At 70.7% G+C, this 22,170-nt stretch carries 3 protein-coding genes; all 3 read left to right on the top strand.

The features are described from left to right. Positions 1-285 precede the first annotated feature (285 nt). A complete protein-coding gene (locus tag EIZ45_RS09640; protein WP_134662308.1) occupies positions 286-1,506 on the top strand; it encodes an MFS transporter in 1,221 nt (406 codons plus the stop codon). Between the two features lie 979 nt (positions 1,507-2,485). After that, positions 2,486-3,730, top strand: coding sequence for a beta-lactamase family protein (locus tag EIZ45_RS09635; RefSeq protein ID WP_240690568.1), 1,245 nt, complete (start codon positions 2,486-2,488; stop codon positions 3,728-3,730). 77 nt (positions 3,731-3,807) lie between these two features. Next, on the top strand, positions 3,808-22,167 hold the full coding sequence (locus tag EIZ45_RS09630; RefSeq protein WP_240690567.1) for a non-ribosomal peptide synthase/polyketide synthase: 18,360 nt from the start codon (positions 3,808-3,810) through the stop codon (positions 22,165-22,167). The last annotated feature ends 3 nt before the right edge of the window (positions 22,168-22,170 follow it).

Genomic DNA, 22,170 nt, shown 5'->3' with positions numbered 1-22,170 from the left:
GGCTGACTGCGGTGCGTCCAACCACCGCGCGCCCGCCCGCCCGTTTAACCGCATCGATCGCGACCATCGCGCATCCCGGCATCGCGACCCCACGACGGCAGGCACGCCCAGGTAAGGACGCGTCGGGCTGAGTCTGGATTCGCGCAGGACTTGGCATCGGCCGCGTCAGTCTGCGGCACCCTGGATCTTGCGGCAAGCGAAATACGAAGAGGTTCCGGCCATCGTCGATGTAGCTCCAGTCTACATGATGGCGAACACATGTTCGACTCAGGGACCCTCCCGGACATGAAGCCAAGCGACCCCAAAGCCAAGCTCCCCGCCGCGTATTGGCGGTTGTGGTGGGCCTCGGCGGTGGACAACGTGGGCGACGGGGTCTTCTCCGCGGCCGTTCCGCTGCTGACGGTCACGCTCACGCGCGATCCGGTGCAGGTCTCGGTCGTCTCGGCCGCGACCTACCTTCCCTGGCTGCTGCTCTCCTTGCCCGCGGGGGCGCTCGTGGATCGGCGCGACCGAGTCAGTCTCCTCTGGCGGTCGCAGGCGCTTCAGGCGGTGATCGTCGCGGTGGTCGCCGTGCTGATCGGGCTGGGGCGGATCGACATCGCGGGGCTCGCGGCCATGGGGTTCGGGCTCAGTGTGTGCGAGGTCGTGTTCGCCAACGCGTCGCTCGCAGTGCTGCCTGACCTGGTGTCCGAGGCGCAGTTGCACCGGGCGAACGGCAGTCAGTACGCGGTCGCCAACGCAGGGCAGTTGTTCGTCGGGCCGCCGATCGGGAGTTTGCTGTTCGCGGGGGCGGCGGCGTTGCCGTTCGGTGTGGACGCGGTTTCGTTCGCGGGGTCCGCCGCGTTGCTGGCAACCTTGCCTCGCCGTCCGGCGCCGCGCGGGGTGCAGCCGCCGGTCCGGGTCGCGGTGGTGGAGGGGGTGCGGTGGCTCGGGCGGCACCGGTTGTTGCGGACGTTGGCCGGGCTGCTGGCGGTGAACACGTTCTGCTACCAGCTCGGCAATGTGACAGTCGTGCTGCTCGCGACCCAGACTTTGCACGTCAGCGAGCGCGGTTACGGCGTGCTGCTCGCGGGGGCCGCGGCGGGCAGTGTGCTCGGCGGGATGGTCAACGCGCGGGTCGTGGCGAAAATCGGGGCGCTGCAAGCGTTGTTGACCGCGTTGATCGCCAACATCGTGATCTTCGTGCTCATCGGCGCCAGTCCGAATGCGGTCGTTCTCGGGGCTTTGCTGGGTTTCAACGGGTTTGCGACGACGCTCTGGAGCGTGGTCACGGTCAGCCTGCGCCAGCAGGCGGTGCCGCAGGAACTGCGCGGGCGCGTGCACAGCGTCTACCGGATGCTGGGCTGGGGTTTGATGCCGCTGGGATCGCTGGTCGGCGGACTGGTCGCGGACGTGCTCGGCATCCGGGCGGCGTATCCGGTGGCCGGTGCGGTGCGGGGGATCGCGCTGGCCGTGGCGCTGCCGGTGCTTCTATCGGCGATGCGCGGCGGGAAGCCAGCGGAGTGAGGGCACGTCTGTCCTGAGTGGACAGTGGGTGATAGTCAATTCGTGGGCAATCGGCCCGATGGTTCCCTTTTACCGATCTGTGCGGTTGGAAATGCTGCGGAATATGCATCTTATTGACAGCTTGCCGACAGTTGGAAGCGGGTTCCGCTGTTCGGTTATTGGTCGCGGAGAAGGTGCAACGTTTCCGGCGGCGGGGGCGACTGTGCGGGCGGAGGTGCTCATGCCGGAATCGACTGTGGCGGTCTCATGGCGGAACGACGGGAAGTGCGGCGAGTTACCCGGGAGTAAGGGCTACTGCCGTCGCGCGCCATTCGTGTGGTCGTGCGGGGAGGGCGGTGAATTCCGCGCGGAGGGGAGTCGGCGGAATTTTCCGGTGATCGGGTGAGGTTTAGCGGAGCGAATCGCCGATTCTTCCTGATCGACTTGTCCCGCTAGCTGTTCGGAAGCGTTTAAGGAGAGGCGGAAGGTGATCGTTTTCCGGGACGCGGCTGAACTCCCGCTCGCGGCGGTGATGTTGCTGCGGTCGGGGCAACGGCAGCGTCCGTTGGCACTACTTCGGCGGTTTCGATCATTGTCGAGGCGGCCGGGATAATGACGGGTTTACGCTGGTCGGAGCAGTCGGAAACGGTTCCGGGTGCGGTCGGGACGTCGGCCGAATGCGAAGGCGGACCGTCCGCTTATCTGTGTGTCGCCCTGAGGTGTGAGTCCGTTGTTCATATTTTAGAATGCTCTCGGCAATGTGTGACGCTGGGTGCGAACCGGCGTATGCCGCAGTCCTTCGTTTGGCGGTTGCTGGAGCGCAACCGCGCTAGGCAGGGTATGGATTCCGGCGCGGGTCCGGTCTTGAAGACGGCCGCGCTCTGCTGGGGCTAGTGCCGCGCGGGCGGGGGGCAATTCCCCGGGCGGCTCCTACGAGTATTCGAAAGGCTTGGTCATGCACTCCCGGAAAGAAAGATTCGCTGTCCCGAGACCGCGGCCGGTGCCCGGCGCCGGCGATGCGGGCCGGCTGGCCGCAGTGCTCCCGCGGCTGGCCGCCCGGCATCGGGTGCCGGGAGCGCAGGTCGCGGTGTGGTCCGGCGGCGAGACGGTCATGGTCCAGACCGGTTCGGCGGGCGGCGGCAGGCCGATGCGGGCGGACTCGCGGGTGCCGATCGGCTCGATCACCAAGGTGGCGACCGCGACCCTGGCGATGATGCTCGTCTCCGACGGCGATCTCGAACTGGACCAGCCGGTCGGCGAGATTCTCGGCGACCCTTCGCTGTCTGCCGAGCTGACCTTGCGCAGGCTGCTGAGCCACACCAGCGGGCTGCCCTCGGACCCGGCCGACGCGGACGGGTCCTGCCGGAAAGAGGTGCGGGCCGCGGAGTTCGTCTGCGAGCCGGGCGCCGCGTTCTCCTATTCCAACCTCGGCTACGCGCTCGTCGGGCTGCTGATCGAAGAGGTCACCGGGATGGGCTGGCGCGAGGCGGTCGAGTCGATTCTGTTGCGGCCGTTGGAGATCGAGCCGGTCTACGTCGACAGCCCGGGCGTCGCGACCGGGCACGCGCGCGACGGCGAGCGTCCGCTCGAACAGGTGCTGCCGCCGATGCTGGACCCGGCGGGCGCGCTCGCGCTGAGCGCCCGCGACCTGGTCGCGCTCGGGCGGGTCCACCTCGGCAAACCAGGATTGCTCGACGTCGTCACCGCGAGCGACCTGCACCGGCCGGTGCCCGTCGCGGAACCGTTCGGCCTCGCCGACGGCTGGGGACTGGGGCTGGCGTGTTTCGGCGACGAGGAGTTCCGCTGGCTCGGCCACGACGGCACGGCCGACGGCACCTCGTGCCACCTGCGGATCGACCAGGCCGGGGCCTGCGTGCTCGCGCTGACTGCCAACGGCGCGGGCGGCACCGACCTCTGGCACGACCTGGCCGCGGAACTGCCGGACCTCGGCCTTCCGCCACATCACGTCCAGAGCGCGGAATCCTGCCCGATTCCGCTGCCGGACGGCGATTTCGGCACTTATCGCAACGGAGCCCTCGGATACACGATCCGGCCGACCGCCGACGGCGGCGCGTGCCTCGACGTGGACGGCGACGTCTTCCCCGAACTGACCCGGTACGCCGACGGCAGCTTCACCGTCCGCGACCCGGCGACCGGCCGCGCCACCCCGTGCGGACGGTTCCGCGGCGACCCCGGCGCGGCAGCCGCAGTCGAAATCGGCGGCCGGCTCGCGCGGCGGTGCTGAGGCCGCCCTCCTGACTCCTCGTCCCCCACCCGCGCCAGGCGGGATCCCTTGGTGTGCCCGGAAGGTAGCGAACGACGATGACCGCCCAAGACAAACCGGCCGAACCGGATCCGGCTGCTGCTCTGCCCGCGTTGTTCGTCGAACAGGTGCGGCGGGTTTCGGATGGGGTTGCTGTGGGGGGTGGGGAGGCTCGGCGGCCGGACGCCGAAGCAGATCCGGTCGCCACCGTGCCCGGGCCGTTCGCCGGTCACGTGCGGCGTGACTTGGACGTGGTCGCTGTGGAGGGCGGGGAGGCTCGGTTGGCTGACGCCGAGCCGGACGCGGCCGCCACCGTGCCTGGGCCGTGCGCTCCTCAGGCGCGGCGGGCTCCGGACGGAGTTGCGGTGGAGGCCCGGTTGGCAGATGCCGAACCGGACCCGGCTGCCACCGTGCCCGGATTGTTCGCCGGTCAGGTGCGGCGGGCTCCGGATGCGCTCGCCGTCGAGGGTGCGGAGGCCAGGTCGACTGACGACGAACAGGCAGCCAAGCGAGCCGCTCTGCCCGCGCCGTCCGCCGCTCAGGTGAGGGAGGCTCCGGACGCGTTCGCTGTGGAGGGTGGCGAGACCCGGTTCGCTGACGCCGAACCGGACTCGGCTGCCGCCCTGCCTGCGCCCTTCGCTGCTCAGGTGCGGCGGGCTCCGGACGGGGTTGCTGTGGAGGCTCGGTTGGCAGATGCCGAGCCGGATCCGGCCGCCACGGTGCCTGGGCCGTTCACTGCTCAGGTGCGGGAGGCTCCGGATGCGCTAGCTGTGGAGGGTACGGAGGCTCGGTTGGCTGACGCCGAACCGGACTCGGCTGCCACGGTGCTCGGGTTGTTCGCCGCTCTGGAGCGGCAAGAGCCGGACGCGGTCGCAGGGGAGGCGCGGCTGGCTGGCGCTGAACCGGATCCGGCTGCCACTCTGCCCGCGTTGTTCGCTGCTCAGGTGCGGCAGGATCCGGACGCACTCGCTGTCGAGAGTGCGGAGACCCGCCTGACCTACGCCGAACTGGCCGGTGAGGCAGGCAAACTCGCCGCCTACCTGCTGCGGCTCGGGTTGCGTACGGAGGACCGGGTCGGGGTGCTGGCGGAGCGGTCGGCCGGGGTGGTCGTCGCGGAGTTGGCGGTGGTCATCGCGGGCGGGGCGTATGTGCCGCTCGATCGGCGTGCGCCGGACACCCGGTTGCGGACGCTGCTGGGCGAGGCCGGGGTCACCGTGCTGCTGACTGACGATCCGGTCCGGGCGGCGGAGGTCCACAGTGGACAGATCGTCGTGCTTGGGAGGGCGTTGCCGGAGGCGGAGTTCCCTTCGGTGACAGTATATCCGGACAATCTGGCGTATCTGATGCATACTTCCGGCTCGACCGGAACGCCCAAGGGGGTCGCGGTCCGGCATCGGGATGTTGTGGCGCTCGCGGCGGACCGGAGATTCGCTCGGGACGCGCATCGGCGGGTGTTGCTGCACTCGCCTGCGGCCTTCGACGCCTCCACGTATGAGATGTGGGTCCCGCTCTTGAACGGCGGGACCGTGGTGGTCGCGCCGCCTGGTGACCTCGACGTCGAGAGCCTCCGCGAAGTTCTGTCCCGGTTCGAGGTCGGTGCGATCTGGTTGACCGCGGGCCTTTTCCGGGTCGTCGCGCAGGAAGCGCCGGACTGTTTCCAGCGTGTGCGAGAGGTCTGGACCGGCGGCGACGTCGTCCCGCCCGGAGCGGTGCGGCGGGTGTTGCGGGCCTGCCCCGGCGTCACGGTCGTCGACGGGTACGGTCCGACCGAGACCACCACCTTCATGACGGCCCACGCGGTCGAGTCGGCGGACGTCACGGCGATTCCGATCGGCCGCCCGCTGGACGGCGTGCGCGCGTATGTCCTGGACGACGCGTTGAATCCGGTCCCGACCGGCGACCTGTACCTGGCCGGCGCGGGGCTGGCGCGCGGCTACTGGGCGCGTCCCGGGGCGACGGCGGAGAAGTTCGTCGCCGATCCCGTGGTGCTGGGCGAGCGGATGTACCGTACTGGCGACGTGGTCCGCCGGAACGACCGGGGCGAGCTGGAATTTCTCGGCCGTACCGACGATCAGGTCAAGATCCGCGGGTTCCGGGTGGAACTCGGTGAGATCGAATCCGTGCTTGCCGCGGACGACACGGTCGCGGAGGCCGTGGTCGTCGCGCGGCAGGACGGATCGGGCATCAAGCGGCTGGTCGGCTACGTCGTGTTGGTGCCGGGCGCGCTGCGGAAGGATTTGAAAGCCGTTGTCGCGGCGGTGTTGCCGAGTTATCAGGTGCCGTCGGCGATTGTCGTGTTGGACGAGCTTCCGTTGAGTGCCAATGGAAAGGTCGATCGGAGAGCGCTGCCTGCGCCGTCGGCGGAGCCGGAAGGTGCCGAGCCAGGGACGGATACTGAACGCGCCGTTGCCGAGGTCGTCACGGAAGTGCTGGGCCTGGACCGGATCGGTGTCGAGGACGATTTCTTCGCCTTGGGCGGCGACTCGATCCTGGCCGTGCAGGCCTTGTCCCGCCTGCGCCGGAGGTTCGGCGCGGACCTCTCGGCGCGGGCGCTCTTCGACGCGCCCACCGTGGCACAGCTCGCCCGACTGCTGGAAAGTGGTCCGCGAGCCGAGCAGGCGATTCCGGTGGCGTCGCCGAGGGAACTGCTTCCGCTGTCTCCGGCGCAGCGGCGGTTGTGGCTCCTCGACGAGATGACCTGCGGCAGCACCGAGTACAACACCGGCGTCGGGATCCGCCTGTCCGGCCCGCTCGACCTCGACAAGCTGCACGGGGCGCTGGCCTCGCTGTGCGCGCGGCACGAATCGCTGCGAACGACCTTCGATTCCATTGAGGGACAAGGAAAACAGCGGATAGCGCCAACCGGGGAACTACCCTTGAGGATAGCGGATTCCACCCCGGACGACGAGACACTGAAGGCTGAACTGCGCGCACCGTTCGACCTCCGGACGGGTCCGCTGACTCGATCCGTCCTGTTCCCGCTCGCCCCGGACGAGCACCTGCTTCTCCTGTGCCAGCACCACATCGTGACGGACGGCCGGTCGATCGCCGTGCTCACCGGCGAACTCCTCGACCTGTACGGCGGCGCGTCCCTGCCCCCGCTTCCGCTCGGCTACCAGGACTACGCCCAGTGGCGGCTGGCGTCCGAACGTCTCGACCAGCTCGGCTACTGGCGCGAAGCACTCGACGGCCTCGAACCTCTCACACTGCCGACCGACCGCCCCCGGCCCCCGCAGCGCACCACCGAAGGCGCGGTGCACCGGCACGACCTGCTCGCCGAGTTGGTCCGCGCCATCGCGGAAGCGGGCCGCACACAGGGTGCCACGCTGTTCATGACCCTGACTGCGGCCGTCCAGGTCGTCCTGGCTGCGTATAGCGGGCAACGGGACATCGCGGTCGGCACCGCAGTGTCCGGACGCGAGCGGGCGGAACTTGAGCAGCTGACCGGGTTCTTCGTCAATACCCTCGTGCTGCGGTCCTCAGTGGACAGTGCGCAGCCGTTCGATGATTTCCTGACCGAGTTCCGCGAAACCGTGCTGGCCGCTTTCGCACACGGTGACGTCCCGTTCGACCGCGTCGTGGAGGAAGCCCAACCGGAGCGCGACCCGTCGCGGACGCCGTTGGTGCAGGCTGTCGTAGTGCTGCAACGCCCGTTGGTGGAAGAGCGTACGGTCGCCGGGTTGCAGGTGAGCGAGTATGCCCTGCCACGACCCTCGGCACGCTTCGATCTCGTGGTCGAGTTCTGGCCGCAACCCGACGGCCTGCGCGTCACCGTCGAATACGCCACCGCGCTCTTCGACGCCGCCACCATCGAACGGCTCACGCAGAGCCTGGAAGTCCTGCTCGCTGGCATCGCCACCGACCCGGCGCGGCCGATAGCCGACCTTCCGCTGCTCACCGCCGACGACCGTCGGTTCCTGCTCCCGGCACCCGCCGAAAGCACGCCCGTCGAAACGGTGCCGGAGCGGTTCGACCGATGCGCGGAACGACAACCCGACCAGACCGCGGTCGTGAGCGGCGACATCCGGCTGACCTACGCAGAACTACAGTCCCGGGCAAACGGTCTCGCCCAGCGCCTGATCCGGCAAGGCGTCCGCCCGGAGGAGCGGGTCGGCGTGCTGATGGACCGCTCGGCCGACCTCGTCGTGGCCGTGCTCGCGATCCTCAAGGCAGGCGCGGCCTATCTCCCGCTGGACCTGCGCGCCCCGGCCGATCGCCTGCGCCGCGTCCTTGACGGAGTGTCGCTGGTGCTCACCGACCACACCTGGCACGACACCGCGGCAACCGTCCACAAAGGAACGTCCTTGGTCGTGGCGGATGTGGACGGACCAGCCCCGGAAATCACGCTGAGCCCCCAAAATCTGGCCTACGTCGAGTACACCTCAGGCTCCACCGGCGTCCCCAAGGGCGTCGCAGTACGCCATGCGGACGTCACGGCGCTCGCGACCGATCCGCGCTTCGCCAGTCACGAGCGCGTCCTGCTGCATTCCCCGCTCGCCTTCGACGCCTCGACCTACGAGCTGTGGGTGCCGCTGCTCAACGGCGGCACAGTGATCGTCGCGCCGCCCGGTGACCTGGACGCCGACGCGATCCAGCAGCTAGTCACGAAGCATGACATCACCGCACTCTGGCTGACCGCGGGCCTGTTCCGGCTCTTCGCCGAGGAGACGCCCGAGTGCTTCGCCGGACTCCGCGAGGTCTGGACCGGCGGCGACGTCGTGCCCCCGCCCGCCGTGCGAAGGGTCCTCGACCGCTGCCCGGGGATCGCGGTCGTGGACGGCTACGGTCCGACCGAGACCACCACCTTCGCCACCTCGTTCCGGATGTCGGCCGAGGTCCCGGACGTGATCCCGATCGGGACACCGCTGCGGGACGTCTGGATCCACGTCGTCGACGACCGGTTCCGCCTGCTGCCGCGCGGCGCGGCCGGCGAGGTCTGCATCGCTGGTGCTGGGCTCGCGCGCGGGTACTTCGAGCAGCCGGGTCTGACCGCGGAGCGGTTCGTCGCCGACCCGTTCGGTGAGCCCGGCTCCAGGATGTACCGGACCGGCGACCTGGGCCGATGGCGCACCGACGGGACGCTCGAATTCCTCGGCCGCGTGGACGACCAGGTCAAGATCCGCGGCTTCCGGGTCGAACCGGCCGAGATCGAACGCGCCCTGGCCGCCGAAGAAGGGGTGGCGCAGGCGTTCGTGACGATCCGGGCGACCGGCGGACGCAAGCAACTGGTCGGCTACGTGGTCCCGGCGAACATCGACACCGAAGCACTCCGCCGCGCCGTCGCGCGCACGCTGCCGGACTACATGGTGCCGTCGGTGCTCGTCGCGCTGGCCGAGCTGCCGCTCACCGCGAACGGCAAGGTTGACCGTCGCGCGCTGCCGGAGCCGCAGGTCGCCAGCGAGCGGACGGTGGCCCCGCGCACCGAACGGGAGGCCGTTCTCGCCGGGATCTGGGCGGATGTGCTCGGCCTCGACCGCGTCGGAGTGGACGACAACTTCTTCGCCCTCGGCGGCGATTCGATCCTGAGCATCCAGGTGAGTTCCCGGGCGCGGCAAGCGGGGCTCAGCGTGACCACCGCCGACCTCTTCCGCCACCAGACCATCGCCGCGCTCGCCCCGACCGTCAGCGAAGCGGCGGCGATCCCGGCACGCGGCCCGGAAAGCGGCGACGTCGTCCTCACCCCGATCCAGCACTGGTTCTTCGGCCTGGACGCGGACCGCTTCGACCAGACGATCGCCGTCGAACTGCCCGCCGACGTCGACTTGACCGCGCTGATCCGCGCGCTGGCCGCGTTGTCCGAACGGCACGACGCGCTGCGGATGCGGTTCAGCCACGACCGTGAGGCCTGGCACCAGCACAACGCCCCGGTCGGCGGAGGGCACACGCTGCTGCGCTGGTCGCTGACTGGCGAGCCGCGGACGCTGCACCTGGCCGCGCACCACCTGGTGGTCGACGGCGTGTCGTGGCGGTTGCTGCTCGAAGACCTCGACCGCGCTTACCAGCAGGCCGTGCGCGAGGAACCGATCGACCTCGGCCCGCGGACGACGTCCTACCGCGAGTGGGCGAACAGGCTGGCCGAGCACGCGGCAGCGGGCGGCTTCGACGACGAACTCGCGCACTGGTGGGAGCTGCCCACGCCGACCCCGCTCCCGGTCGACGGCCCGGCGGAGAACACCTTCGGCCGCGCCCGCGTCGTCACCGCCCGGCTCACCGCCGACGAGACGCGCGCGTTGCTGCGCGAGGTGCCGCAGGCGTACCGGACACAGGTCAACGACGTGCTCCTGGCCGCGCTGGGCCGGGTGCTGGGGGACTGGACCGGGCACCGGCCGGTGATCGACCTCGAAGGCCACGGCCGCGAGGAGCTGTTCGACGGGGTCGACCTGTCGCGGACGGTCGGCTGGTTCACCAGCATCTTCCCGGTGGCGCTGGACGTTCCGGACGGCTGGGGCGCGGCGCTCAAGGCGGTCAAGGAGCAGCTGCGCGCGGTGCCGCGCCGGGGGATCGGCTACGGCGCGCTGCGGTATCTCGCCGGGTCCGCGCCGGTGATCGAGCCGCAGGTGAGCTTCAACTATCTCGGCCAGTTCGACCTGCCCGGCGGCCTGACCCTGCACCGGGAACTCGCGCTGGACGTCTCGCCGGACACCGTCCGTCCGCACCTGCTGGAGGTGGTCGGTCGCGTCGAGGGCGGAGAGCTGGAGCTGGCCTGGCATTACGCCGAAGGCGTCCACGAGGAATCCACTGTGGACCGGCTGGCGACGGCGATGGCCGAAGCGCTGCGCGAGATTATCCGGCACTGCGCGGAGCCGGAAGCAGGCGGCCGGACGCCGTCGGACTTCCCGCTGGCCGCAATAGAGCAATCCACAGTAGACGCATTGGTCGGCGACGGCCGGGACGTCGAGGACATTTACCCGCTGACTCCGATGCAGGCCGGGATGGTGTTCCACGACCTCGCCCAGTCCGGCGACCGCGTCTACTTTGAACAGGTTTCGTTCACTGTGGACGATGTGCCCGATCCGCAACGGCTCGGCGAGGCTTGGCGACGGATGGTCGAGCGGACCCCGATCCTGCGCAGCCGGATCGTGTGGGACGGCGTGCCCCAGCCGCTGCAGATCGTGCACCGTAAGGTCGAACTGCCAGTGTCCTATCTGGACTGGTCCACTGTGGATGCCGAGGAAGCGCTGAAGCGGCTTCTGGCACAGGATCTTGCGGAGGGATTCGATCTCGCCCAAGCCCCGCTGGCCCGGCTGGTGATCGCGAAGGAATCTGCCACCCGGGTGCGGGTGCTCTGGACCTTCCACCACGTCCTCCTCGACGGCTGGAGCGTCTTCGGCATGCTCTCCGACGTCGTCGCCCTGCTGCGCGGTGAAGAACCGCCCGTCCGGCCGCCCTTCCGCGACTACGCGGCCTGGCTCGCCGCGCAGGACGACGAGCGCGCCGAGGCGCACTGGCGAGCCGAACTCGCCGGGGTCGCACCGACTCCGTTGCCGCTCGAACGCCCCGCCGCCCGCACGCACACGTCGAGTTCGACCGGCCGGATCCCGGTGGAACTGGACGACGAGACGTCCGCCGCGGTGTACGCCTTCGCGCGGCGGAACCGGCTGACGGTCAACACGGTCGTCCAAGGTGCGTGGGCCGCGTTGCTGGCACGCTACAGCGGCGAAGCCAAGGTGTGCTTCGGCGCGACGGTGTCCGGCCGTCCAGCGGAATTGCCCGGCGCGGACGACATCCCCGGCATCTTCATCAATACGCTGCCAGTGCGCGTCCGGCTCGACGGCACCTGCGCGGTCACGGACTGGCTGCGCGATCTCCAAGCGGCACAAGCGGAATCGCGCCGCTTCGGGCACGTCGGCCTGACGAAACTGCAAGCGTGGAGCGGCGGCGGGAGCCTGTTCGACAGCATCGTCGTCTTCGAGAACTACCCGATCGACGAGGTCTCCGAACTGCGCGACGTCCGTGCGGCCGAACGGACCAGCTACCCGCTGGGCGTCGTCGCCTACCCCGGACGGAAGCTGTCGCTCATTCTCACGCACGACCCGGAGCGGATCGGCGACTCGGCGGCGGCGAGGCTCGCGGCGCACCTCGAAGCACTGGTCCGGGGCATGGTCGCGGCCCCGCACGAGCCGGTGTCCCGGGTGCCGATGCTCTCCGAGACCGAGATCAACCACCTGCTCGCCGAGCGGAACGAGACGGCCCGCCCGCTCCCGGCCAAGGCGGTGCCCGAGCTCTTCGAGGCCCAGGTCCGGCGGAGTCCGGACGCCCTCGCGCTCGTAACGGACGACGAGCAGATCACCTACCGCGAACTCGACGTCCGCGCGAACCGCCTGGCCCACCGGCTGATCGCCGCCGGAGTGCGGGCCGAGGACCGGGTTGCCGTCCTGATGAACCGCTCGCCGGAACTCGTCGTCGCGGAACTGGCGATCGTCAAGGCCGGTGGCGCTTACCTGCCGTTGGACCTGCGCGCCCCGGCCGACCGGCTGCGCCTGCTCCTGCACGAGGCCGAGGCAACCGTCCTCCTGGCCGACGCGGCTTGGCTGGAGACCGCCGAAGACGTCCACACCGGCACTGTCCTCACCGGCGACAGCAGCGCCCCCGCCACTCCGCCGGACGTCCGGGTCGACCCCGAACAGCTCGCCTACGTCATCTACACGTCCGGTTCGACCGGCCGTCCGAAGGGCGTTTCGGCGCGGCATTGCGACGTCGTGGCGCTTACGCTCGACCAGCGCTTCGCCTGCCACGACCGGATTCTGCTGCACTCGCAACAGGCCTTCGACGCCGCGACCTACGAGCTGTGGGTGCCGCTGCTCAACGGCGGCACGGTCGTGCTGGCCCCGTCGGGAGACGTGGACGTCGAGACGCTCGGCCGCTCGCTCACCACGCACGGCGTGACCGGCGCGTTCCTCACCACCGGCCTGTTCCGCTTGGTCGCGCAGGAATCGCCGGAGGTCTTCGCGGGCGTCCGGGAAGTCTGGACCGGCGGCGACGCCGTCCCCGCGGCCGCGCTGCGCCGGGTCCAGGCGGCCTGCCCGGACACCCTGGTCGCCGACGTCTACGGCCCCACCGAGACCACGACGTTCGCGACCGTGCATCCGCTGCCCGGCGAGGTCCCGGACGTCGTCCCGATCGGCGGACCGCTCGACCACACCCGGGTGTACGTCCTCGACGACGACCTCCGGCTCGTCCCGCCCGGCGCGCCCGGCGAACTGCACATCGCCGGCGCGGGCCTGGCGCGCGGTTACCTCGGGCGGCCCGGGCTGACCGCGGACCGGTTCGTCGCGGATCCGTTCGGCCCGCCGGGGGAGCGGATGTACCGCACCGGCGACCTCGTGCGCTGGAACGGCGAAGGCGCGCTCGAGTTCGTCGGCCGGGCGGACGAGCAGGTCAAGCTCCGCGGGTTCCGGGTCGAACCGAGCGAAATCGAGGCCGCGCTCGGCGAGCATCCCGGCGTCGAGCAGGCCGCCGTGCTGGCCCGCGAGGACGGCGGCGTGAAGCGGCTGGTCGCCTACATCGTCGGCGAGACCGACGATCTGGCGGAATTCCTCGGCCGGACGCTGCCGGACTATATGGTGCCCGCCGCGTTCGTGCGGCTGGAGCGGTTCCCGGTGAACGTCAACGGGAAGCTCGACCGGCAGGCGCTCCCGACCCCCGAGTTCGGCGCGCGGGACCACGTCGCGCCGCGGACCGAGCGCGAACGCGCCATTGCCGAGATCTGGGCCGACGTGCTCAGCGTCGACCGCGTCGGCGCGACCGACGACTTCTTCGAGCTCGGCGGCGATTCGATCCTCAGCATGCAGGTCGTTTCCCGCGCCCGCCGGGCCGGACTGGAGCTGCAGCCCGGCGACCTGTTCGCCCACCGCACCCCGGCCGCGCTCGCCGAGGCGGCTCGCACCGCGACGACGGCGGTCGAGCGCGGCCCAGTCCACGGCCCGGTGCCGCTCACCCCGATCCAGCGCTGGTTCTTCGCGACGCAAACCGCCGAACCGGACCACTTCCACCAGTTCGTCCACTTAGGAACGCTCGATCCGGACGCGGCGCGCGCGGCCGTCGAGGCGCTGCTGACCCATCACGACGCACTACGGATGCGCTTCGCCCGCGGCGAGACGCACTGGCTCCAGGAGAACGGCCCGGTCGGCGCCGAAGCACCGCTGGTCCGGTTCGAGCAGGACCGGCTGTCCGTGCATCATCTCGTGGTCGACGGCGTCTCGTGGCGCGTGCTCCTCGAGGACTTCGAGCGCGCCTACGACCAGGCCCGGGAAGGCAAACCGATCGACCTCGGCCCGCGCACGACGTCCTTCCGCGACTGGGCGATCCGCCTCTCGGAGCACGCTGCCGCGGACGGGTTCGACGACGAACTCGGCTACTGGCGCGGCGTTTCCGGCCGGACCACGGTGCCGGTCGACGGCCGAGGCGACGCGACCAACGCTTCCCTGCGCTCCGTGACCGTCCGACTGTCGGCGGCGGAGACCGGAGCGCTGCTGCGAGACGTCCCGAAGGCGTATCGCACGCAGGTCAACGACGTGCTGCTCACCGCCCTCGGCCGCGTCCTGCGCGACTGGACCGGCGGGACCGCGGTGGTCGACCTGGAGGGCCACGGCCGCGAGGACCTGTTCGACGACGTCGACCTGTCCCGGACGGTCGGCTGGTTCACCACGGTCTTCCCGGTGGCGCTGGACGTCCCGGACGACTGGGGCACGGCGCTCAAGTCCGTCAAGGAACAGCTGCGCGCGGTGCCGCGCCGGGGGATCGGTTACGGCGCACTGCGCTACCTGACCGGCACCGCGCCGGAAATCGACCCGCAGGTGAGCTTCAACTATCTCGGCCAGTTCGGTTCGGGCCGGCTCGAATCCGACGAAAGCCCGCGCTCGGCTCGCGCGCACCTGCTCGACGTCGTCGGCCGCGTCGAATCCGGCGAACTGGAATTGACCTGGTATTACGCCGAAGGCATCCACGAAGAATCCACTGTGGACACGCTCGCCGCCGCGATGACGACCGCGCTGCGTGAAATCATCCGGCACTGCGCCGAGCCGGGCGCGGGCGGCCGGACGCCGTCGGACTTCCCGCTCGCCGCCCTCGACCAATCCACTGTGGACGAGCTGGTCGGCGACGGCCGCGAAATCGAGGACGTCTACCCGCTGACGCCGATGCAGTCCGGGATGGTGTTCCACGCGCTGTCCCAGCCCGGCGAGCGAGTCTACTTCCAGCAAGTGGGGTTCGTGCTCGACGGCGTCGAGGATCTGGCCGCGCTGGAACGGGCGTGGCAGCGAGTGGTCGACCGGACGCCGGTGCTGCGGACGAGGATCGCCTGGGAGGGCGTGCCCGAACCGGTCCAGGTCGTTCAGCGGCAGGTCCCGGTCCCGATCGTGCGGCACGATTGGCGCGGCCGCACTCCGGACGAACGCGACCAGGCGTGGCAGGACCTGCTGGCCGCCGACCGGGCGCACGGGCTCGATTTCACCGAAATGCCGTTGCTGCGACTGGCTTTCGCACGGTTGTCGGACACCGAAGTTCGCGTGCTGTGGACGTTCCATCACGTCCTGCTCGACGGCTGGAGCGTCTTCGGCGTGCTGTCCGACGTCTTCGCCGCGTACTCCGGTGCGGAGCTGCCCGAGCGACCGCCGTTCCGCGACTACGTCGCCTGGCTGGATCGCCAGGACGACGCGGCCGCCGAGGAACACTGGCGGCGCGAACTCGGCAGCCTCGTCGCTCCCGCGCGGCTGCCGTACGACCGGGCTCCCGCGCAGGCGCACACGAGCCGGTCGTCGGAATGGCTGCGCGTGCCGGTCGAAAACTCGGGACGGCTGCGTGACTTCGCGCGCCGGGCCGGTCTCACGCTCAATACTGTTTTGCAGGGCGCGTGGGCGCTGGTGCTGGCGCGGCTCAGCGGTGAGCGCGACGTCTGCTTCGGTACCACGGTTTCCGGGCGTCCGGTCGACCTTCCCGGCGCGGACGACATCACCGGCATCTTCATCAACACCCTGCCCGTGCGGACCACTGTGACCGGTGCCGACGTATCCGAGTGGCTGGCTGAGTTGCAGGCCGGACAAGTCGAATCACGTCGATACGGCCACCTTCCGCTGACGAAGCTGCAGGCGTGGAGTGGGTGCGGCGGAAGCCTTTTCGACAGCATCGTGGTATTCGAGAACTACCCGATCGACCAGGCGTCGACGCCCGGGCTGCGGCTGCGCGACGTCGACGCGGCCGAGACGACGAACTATCCGATCAGCATCGTCGCGTCGCCGGGGGAGCAGCTGACCCTCGACATCGGCTACGACCCAGACCTGTTCGACCCCGAGACCGCCGAGCGGATCACCCGGCAACTCCTCGCCGTTCTCGACGCCTTCAGCGCGGGCCCGGGATCGCTGGAAGACATCGAACTGCTCACGACGGCCGAACGGCAGCAAGTGCTCCACGACTGGAACGACACTGCCCAGCCGCTCCCGGACGACGACCTGTCCGAATTGTTCGCCGAGCAGGTCCGGCAAGCGCCGGAAGCGGTCGCGGTGGCGGGCGACGGGATCCGCCTGACGTACGCGGAGCTCGACCGGCAATCCGACCGCCTCGCCCGCTACCTGGTTTCGCTGGGTGCGGGTCCGGAAACGCTCGTCGGCGTGCTGATGGACCGTTCGCCCGGGCTGATCGTCGCCGAGCTGGCGATCGTCAAAGCCGGTGCGGCCTACCTGCCGCTCGACACCCGCGCGCCCGAACCCCGGCTCAAAACCCTCTTGTCCGGCGTGAAGATCCTGGTCACCGACGACAAATGGCGTGATACCGCAGCTAAGGTCCACAGTGGACCCACGGCCGTGCCCGGCGAGCACAGCGCGGCGGTAAAGCTCCCGAAGGCGGACCCGGCGAACCTGGCGTACGTCATGTACACCTCGGGGTCGACCGGAAAGCCGAAGGGCGTCGCGCCCACTCGTCGCGACATCGTGGCGCTGGCGGCCGACCGGCGTTTCGCCGGGCACCGCCGGGTGTTGCTGCACGCGTCGCAGGCTTTCGACGCTTCGACGTACGAACTCTGGGTGCCGCTGCTCAACGGCGGGACGGTCGTCGTCGCCCCGCCCGGCGACCTCGATCTGGACACCATCGGCCGCTTGTTCGCCGAGCACCGGGTCGACGCCGCCTTCCTCACCACCGGCCTGTTCCGGCTCGCGGCCCGGGAAGCGCCGGAGATCTTCCGCGGGCTGCGGGAGGTCTGGGCCGGTGGCGATGCGGTCCCGTCGGCTGCCGTGCGGCGCGTGCGGGAAACCTGCCCGGACACGACCGTCGTGGACGTCTACGGCCCGACCGAGACCACGACGTTCGCTCTGGCGCATCCGGTCCTCGGCCCGGTGCCGGACGTGGTGCCGATCGGGAAACCGCTGGACAACACCCGCGCCTACGTCCTCGGCCCGGACCTGCGGCCGGTGCCGCCGGGCGCGCTCGGCGAACTCCACCTCGCCGGCGCGGGCCTGGCGCGCGGCTACTACGGTGCTCCCGGCCTGACCGCGGAACGGTTCCTGCCCGACCCGTTCGGGCCGCCGGGGGAGCGGATGTACCGCACCGGCGACCTCGTCCGCTGGACCGCGCGGGGCGAACTGGACTTCGCCGGCCGGGTGGACGAGCAGGTCAAGATCCGCGGCTTCCGCATCGAACCCGGCGAGGTCGAGGCCGCGCTCGCCGCGCACCCCGGCATCTCGCAGGCCGCCGTGCTCGCTCGCGAGGACCACGGCGTCAAGCGGCTCGTCGCCTACTACCTCGGCGAAGCGGACGACCTGCCCGCATTCCTCGGCCGGACCTTGCCGGACTATATGGTCCCGGCCGCGTTCGTCCGGCTGGACCGTTTTCCCTTGAACCACAACGGAAAACTGGACCGGAACGCCCTGCCTGCCCCCGACTTCGCCGCGACCGGCACCCGGACCGCCCCGGCGACGGAAGCCGAACGGGTCCTGGCCGGGATCTGGTCGGAGGTGCTCGGCGTCGAGGACGTCGGGGCCGAGACGAACTTCTTCGAACTCGGCGGCGATTCGATCCTCAGCATCCAGGTCGTCTCCCGGGCCCGCCGCGCCGGGCTGGTCCTGTTGCCGCACGAGGTGTTCCGGCATCCGACGCTGGCCGCGCTCGCCGCGCACGCCGGAGGCGACCGCGGGCCGAAGGCCGAGCAAGGACCGGTCGTCGGCGAAGCGCCGCTCACGCCGATCCAGCGCTGGTACTTCGAGACCCAGCCGGAGCGGTTCGATCAGCGAGTTGTCCTGGAATTCGCCGAGGACGTCGACGAGCCCGCGCTGCGCCGGGCGCTGGCCGAGGTCTGGGCGCACCACGACGCCCTGCGCCTGCGCTTCGATAAGACCCAGCACAGCGAGCCGCCCGGCTCGGTCGAGCTGCTCGTCGCCGAGCCCGCCTTCGACGTCAAACGCGGCCCGCTGCTGAACGCGGTCCTCGACGGACGACGGCTGCTGCTGGCCGCCCACCACCTCGTCATCGACGGTGTTTCGTGGCGGATCCTCTTGGAGGACCTGGAAACCGCCTATCGAGGCGAAGAGCTGGAACCGAAGACGACGTCGTTCCTCGCCTGGGCCCGGCGGTTCGCCGAACACGCCGAGGCAGGCGGTTTCGACGACGAACTCGCCCACTGGCAAGCCCTTCCGCCAGTCACGCCGGGCGAGCCGGGCATCATCGCCGACACCCGCGAGGTCACCGTCCGCCTCACCGCCGAGGAGACCCGGGCGCTGTTGCAGGACGTCCCCGAGGTCTACCGGACGCAGGTCAACGACGTGCTGCTGACCGCGCTGGGCCGCGTCCTGCGGGACTGGACCGGCGAAATCCCGGTGATCGACCTCGAAGGCCACGGCCGCGAGGGCCTGTTCGAGGGCGTCGACCTCTCGCGGACGGTCGGGTGGTTCACCAGCATGTTCCCGGTTGCGCTGGACGTCCCGGACGAATGGGGCCCCGCGCTGAAGTCGGTCAAGGAGCAGCTGCGCGCGATCCCGCGGCGAGGCATCGGTTACGGCGCACTGCGCTACCTGGCCGGCACGGCCCCGGCGATCGACCCGCAGGTGAGCTTCAACTACCTCGGCCAGTTCAGCGCGGCCGAAGGCGGGCTGTTCCGCGTCGGCAGCCTGGACGCCGAGGTCGACCCGGAAGCACCTCGCACCCACGTGCTCGACGTCGTCGGCCGGGTCGAAGCAGGCGTGCTGGAACTGACCTGGTCGCACGCCACCGCCGGGGACGCCGTCGAAACCCTGGCCGAGCAGATGCTGACGGCACTGCGGGAAATCATCGTGCACTGCGCCGAGCCGGACGCGGGCGGACGCACCCCTTCCGACTTCCCGCTCGCCGCGCTCGATCAAGCGGGAGTGGACCAGCTCGTCGCAGGCCAGACGGTCGAGGACATCTATCCGCTGACGCCGATGCAGGGCGGAATGGTCTTCCACGGACTGTCCCAGACCGCGCAGGGCATGTACTTCGAGCAGGCGACCTTCGTCCTCGAAGGTGTCACCGATCCGCAGCGGCTCGGCGCGGCGTGGCAGCAGGTCGTCGACCGCACGCCGGTCCTGCGGACGTCGTTCGTCTGGACCGGCGTGGACGAGCCGGTCCAGGTCGTGCACCGCGAAGCCGAACTGCCAGTCCGGCACCTCGACTGGACCGAGCTGGACACCCACGACGCGGAGCTGGCGCGGCTGCTCGCCGAAGACCGGGCCGAGGGCCTGGACCTGGCCGTCGCGCCGCTGGCCCGCATCGCGCTCGCCCGGCTGTCCGACACGGAAGTCCTGGTGCTGTGGACGTTCCACCACGTCCTCCTCGACGGCTGGAGCGTCTTCCAGGTGCTCTCGGACGTCTGCACCGCCTACGCCGGACAGCCGCTGCCATCGCGACCGCCGTTCCGCGACTACCTCGCCTGGCTGGGCGAGCACGACCAGGCGGCGGCCGAAGAGTTCTGGCGCACCGCGCTCGCCGGGATCGAAGGCCCGACGCAGCTGCCGACCGACCGGACCCCGCCGTCCGGCCACGCCCCGTGCTCGGCCGAGTGGCTACCCGTGCACCTGGACCGCGCCGCCACCGCCCGGCTGGACGCGTTCGTCAAACGCCACGGCCTCACGCACAACGTCGTGCTGCAGGGAGCGTGGGCGCTGCTGCTGTCGGTCTACAGTGGACAGAACGACGTCGTGTTCGGGGCGACCTCCTCCGGCCGCCCAGCCGAAGTGCCCGGGGTGGACGACATTCCCGGCATCTTCATCAACACCCTGCCGGTGCGGGTCGCGGTGGACCGAGGACTTCCCGTCGCGGACTGGCTCGCCCGGTTGCAGGCGGCGCAGGCCGAAGCACGCGGGCACGGGCACGTCCCGCTGGCGCGGGTCCAGGGCTGGGCGGGCCTGCCCGGCGGGGTGAACCTGTGCGACAGCCTCGTGGTGTTCGAGAACTATCCGATCACCGGCGCGGCGGCGGGACACGGCCTGACCGTGCGCGACCTGTCCGCGCGGGAGACGACGAACTTCCCGATCACCGTCGTCGCCTCGCCCGGTTCGGAGCTGACGGTGGACGTCGGCTACGACCCGGCGCTCTTCGACCCCGCGACGGTGACCAGCCTGGCGGCGCGGCTGCTGGAAATCCTCAGCGGCCTGACCGCGGACGGCGACCGGACGCTCGGCGCTGTCCCGATCATGACCGCGGCCGAAACCCAGCTCCTCGCCGAACGAACCGCGACCTGCGGCCCGCCCGAACCCCGGTCGCTGCCGGACTTGTTCGCCGAGCAGGTCCGGCTCCGGCCGAACGCGCTCGCTGCCGTCCTCGACGGCGAACCGGTCACGTATGCCGAGCTGAACCGGCGGGCCAACCGCCTGGCGAACCGGCTGGCCGGGCTCGGGCTGCGGCCGGAGGAACCGGTCGGGCTCGCCGTGGACCACGCGGACGCGGTGATCGCCGAATTGGCCGTGGTCAAGGCGGGCGGCGCTTATCTGCCGATCGACGCGCGCGCTCCGATCAAGCGGCAACGGATGCTGCTCGACGGCGTCCGGTTCATCGTTGCCGCGGAAGAACATCCGCTCGGTCAGACCGTGCTGCTGTCCTCTGTGGACGACGAGCCGGACAGCGACCCGGAGCTCGCCGTCGACCCGGATCAGGCGGCGTGCGTGATGTACACGTCCGGCTCCTCCGGGGTGCCGAAGGGCGTGGTGGTGCGCCACCGCGACATCGCGGCGCTGGCCGCCGACCACCGGTTCCGCGGCGGCGCGCACGAACGGATCCTGCTGCACTCGCCGCTCGCGTTCGACGCCTCGACCTACGAGCTGTGGGTGCCGCTGCTCACCGGCGGCTGGGTGGTCACCAGCCCGGACACCGGCCTCGACGCGCCGCTGCTGCGCGGGCTCGTCCGCGAGCACGGCCTGACCTCGGTCTGGGTCACCGCGGGACTGTTCCGGATCCTCGCCCAGGAAACGCCGGAATGCTTCGCCGGCCTGCGCGAGGTCTGGACCGGCGGCGACGTCGTCCCGGCCGAAGCGGTGCGGCGGGTACTGGCCGCGTGTCCCGGGCTGCGGGTCGTCGACGGCTACGGCCCGACCGAGACGACCGTGTTCGCCACCGCTCATCCGATGGACGCGCCGCCGCCGGACCGGATCCCGATCGGCCGCCCGCTCGACGGCGCCCGCGTCCGGGTGCTCGACGCGGACCTGCGCCCGGTGCCGCCCGGCGTGCCCGGCGAACTGTGCCTGGCCGGCGCGGGTCTGGCCCGGGGCTACCGGGACCGGCCGGGGCTGACCGCGGACCGGTTCGTCGCCGACCCGGAAGGCCCGCCGGGGGAGCGGATGTACCGCACCGGCGACGTCGTCCGCTGGCGGCCCGACGGCGCCCTGGAGTTCCTCGGCCGCCGCGACGACCAGGTCAAGCTGCGCGGGTTCCGGGTCGAACCGGGCGAGGTCGAGGCCGCGCTGGCCCGGCATCCGGACGTCGCGCAGGCCGCGGTGCTCGTCCGGGAGGACCAGCCGGGCGCGAAGCGGCTGGTCGCGTACGTCGTGTCGGCGGCCGGAGAAGAAGCGCTCCGGGAATTCCTGGCCCGGTCGCTGCCGGACTACCTGGTGCCGTCAGTGTTCGTCGCGCTCGACCGGCTTCCGGTGAGCGCCAACGGAAAACTCGACCGGCGTGCGCTGCCTGTCCCGCGGGCGGCCGAAACCGGGCACGTCGAACCGGCGACCGAGACCGAGCGCGCGCTCGCCGGGATCTGGGCCGAGGTGCTCGGCGCGGACCGCGTCGGCACGCAGGACAATTTCTTCTCCCTCGGCGGGGATTCGCTGCGCAGCCTGCAGATTTCCGCCCAAGCCAGCGCGCTCTTCGACGTCCGGCTCACCCCGGCCGACGTGATGGCCGCGCGCACTGTCGCGGCGCTGGCCGAAACCGTCGAAGACCTCGTGCTGAGCGAGCTGGAACGGCTTGCCGCAGAACTGGAATCGTGAGGA

Source organism: Amycolatopsis sp. CFH S0740 (genome assembly GCF_004522315.1).
Classification (GTDB): Bacteria; Actinomycetota; Actinomycetes; order Mycobacteriales; family Pseudonocardiaceae; genus Amycolatopsis; species Amycolatopsis nivea.
The sequence above is the reverse complement of the archived record's forward strand: the minus strand, read 5'-3'. Positions and strand labels throughout refer to the sequence as shown.

What these genes read in the sequence shown, in the direction of transcription:
- EIZ45_RS09630 (WP_240690567.1), top strand. Translation starts at nt 3,808, where the DNA reads ATGACCGCCCAAGACAAACCGGCCGAACCGGATCCGGCTGCTGCTCTG.
- EIZ45_RS09640 (WP_134662308.1), top strand. Translation starts at nt 286, where the DNA reads ATGAAGCCAAGCGACCCCAAAGCCAAGCTCCCCGCCGCGTATTGGCGG.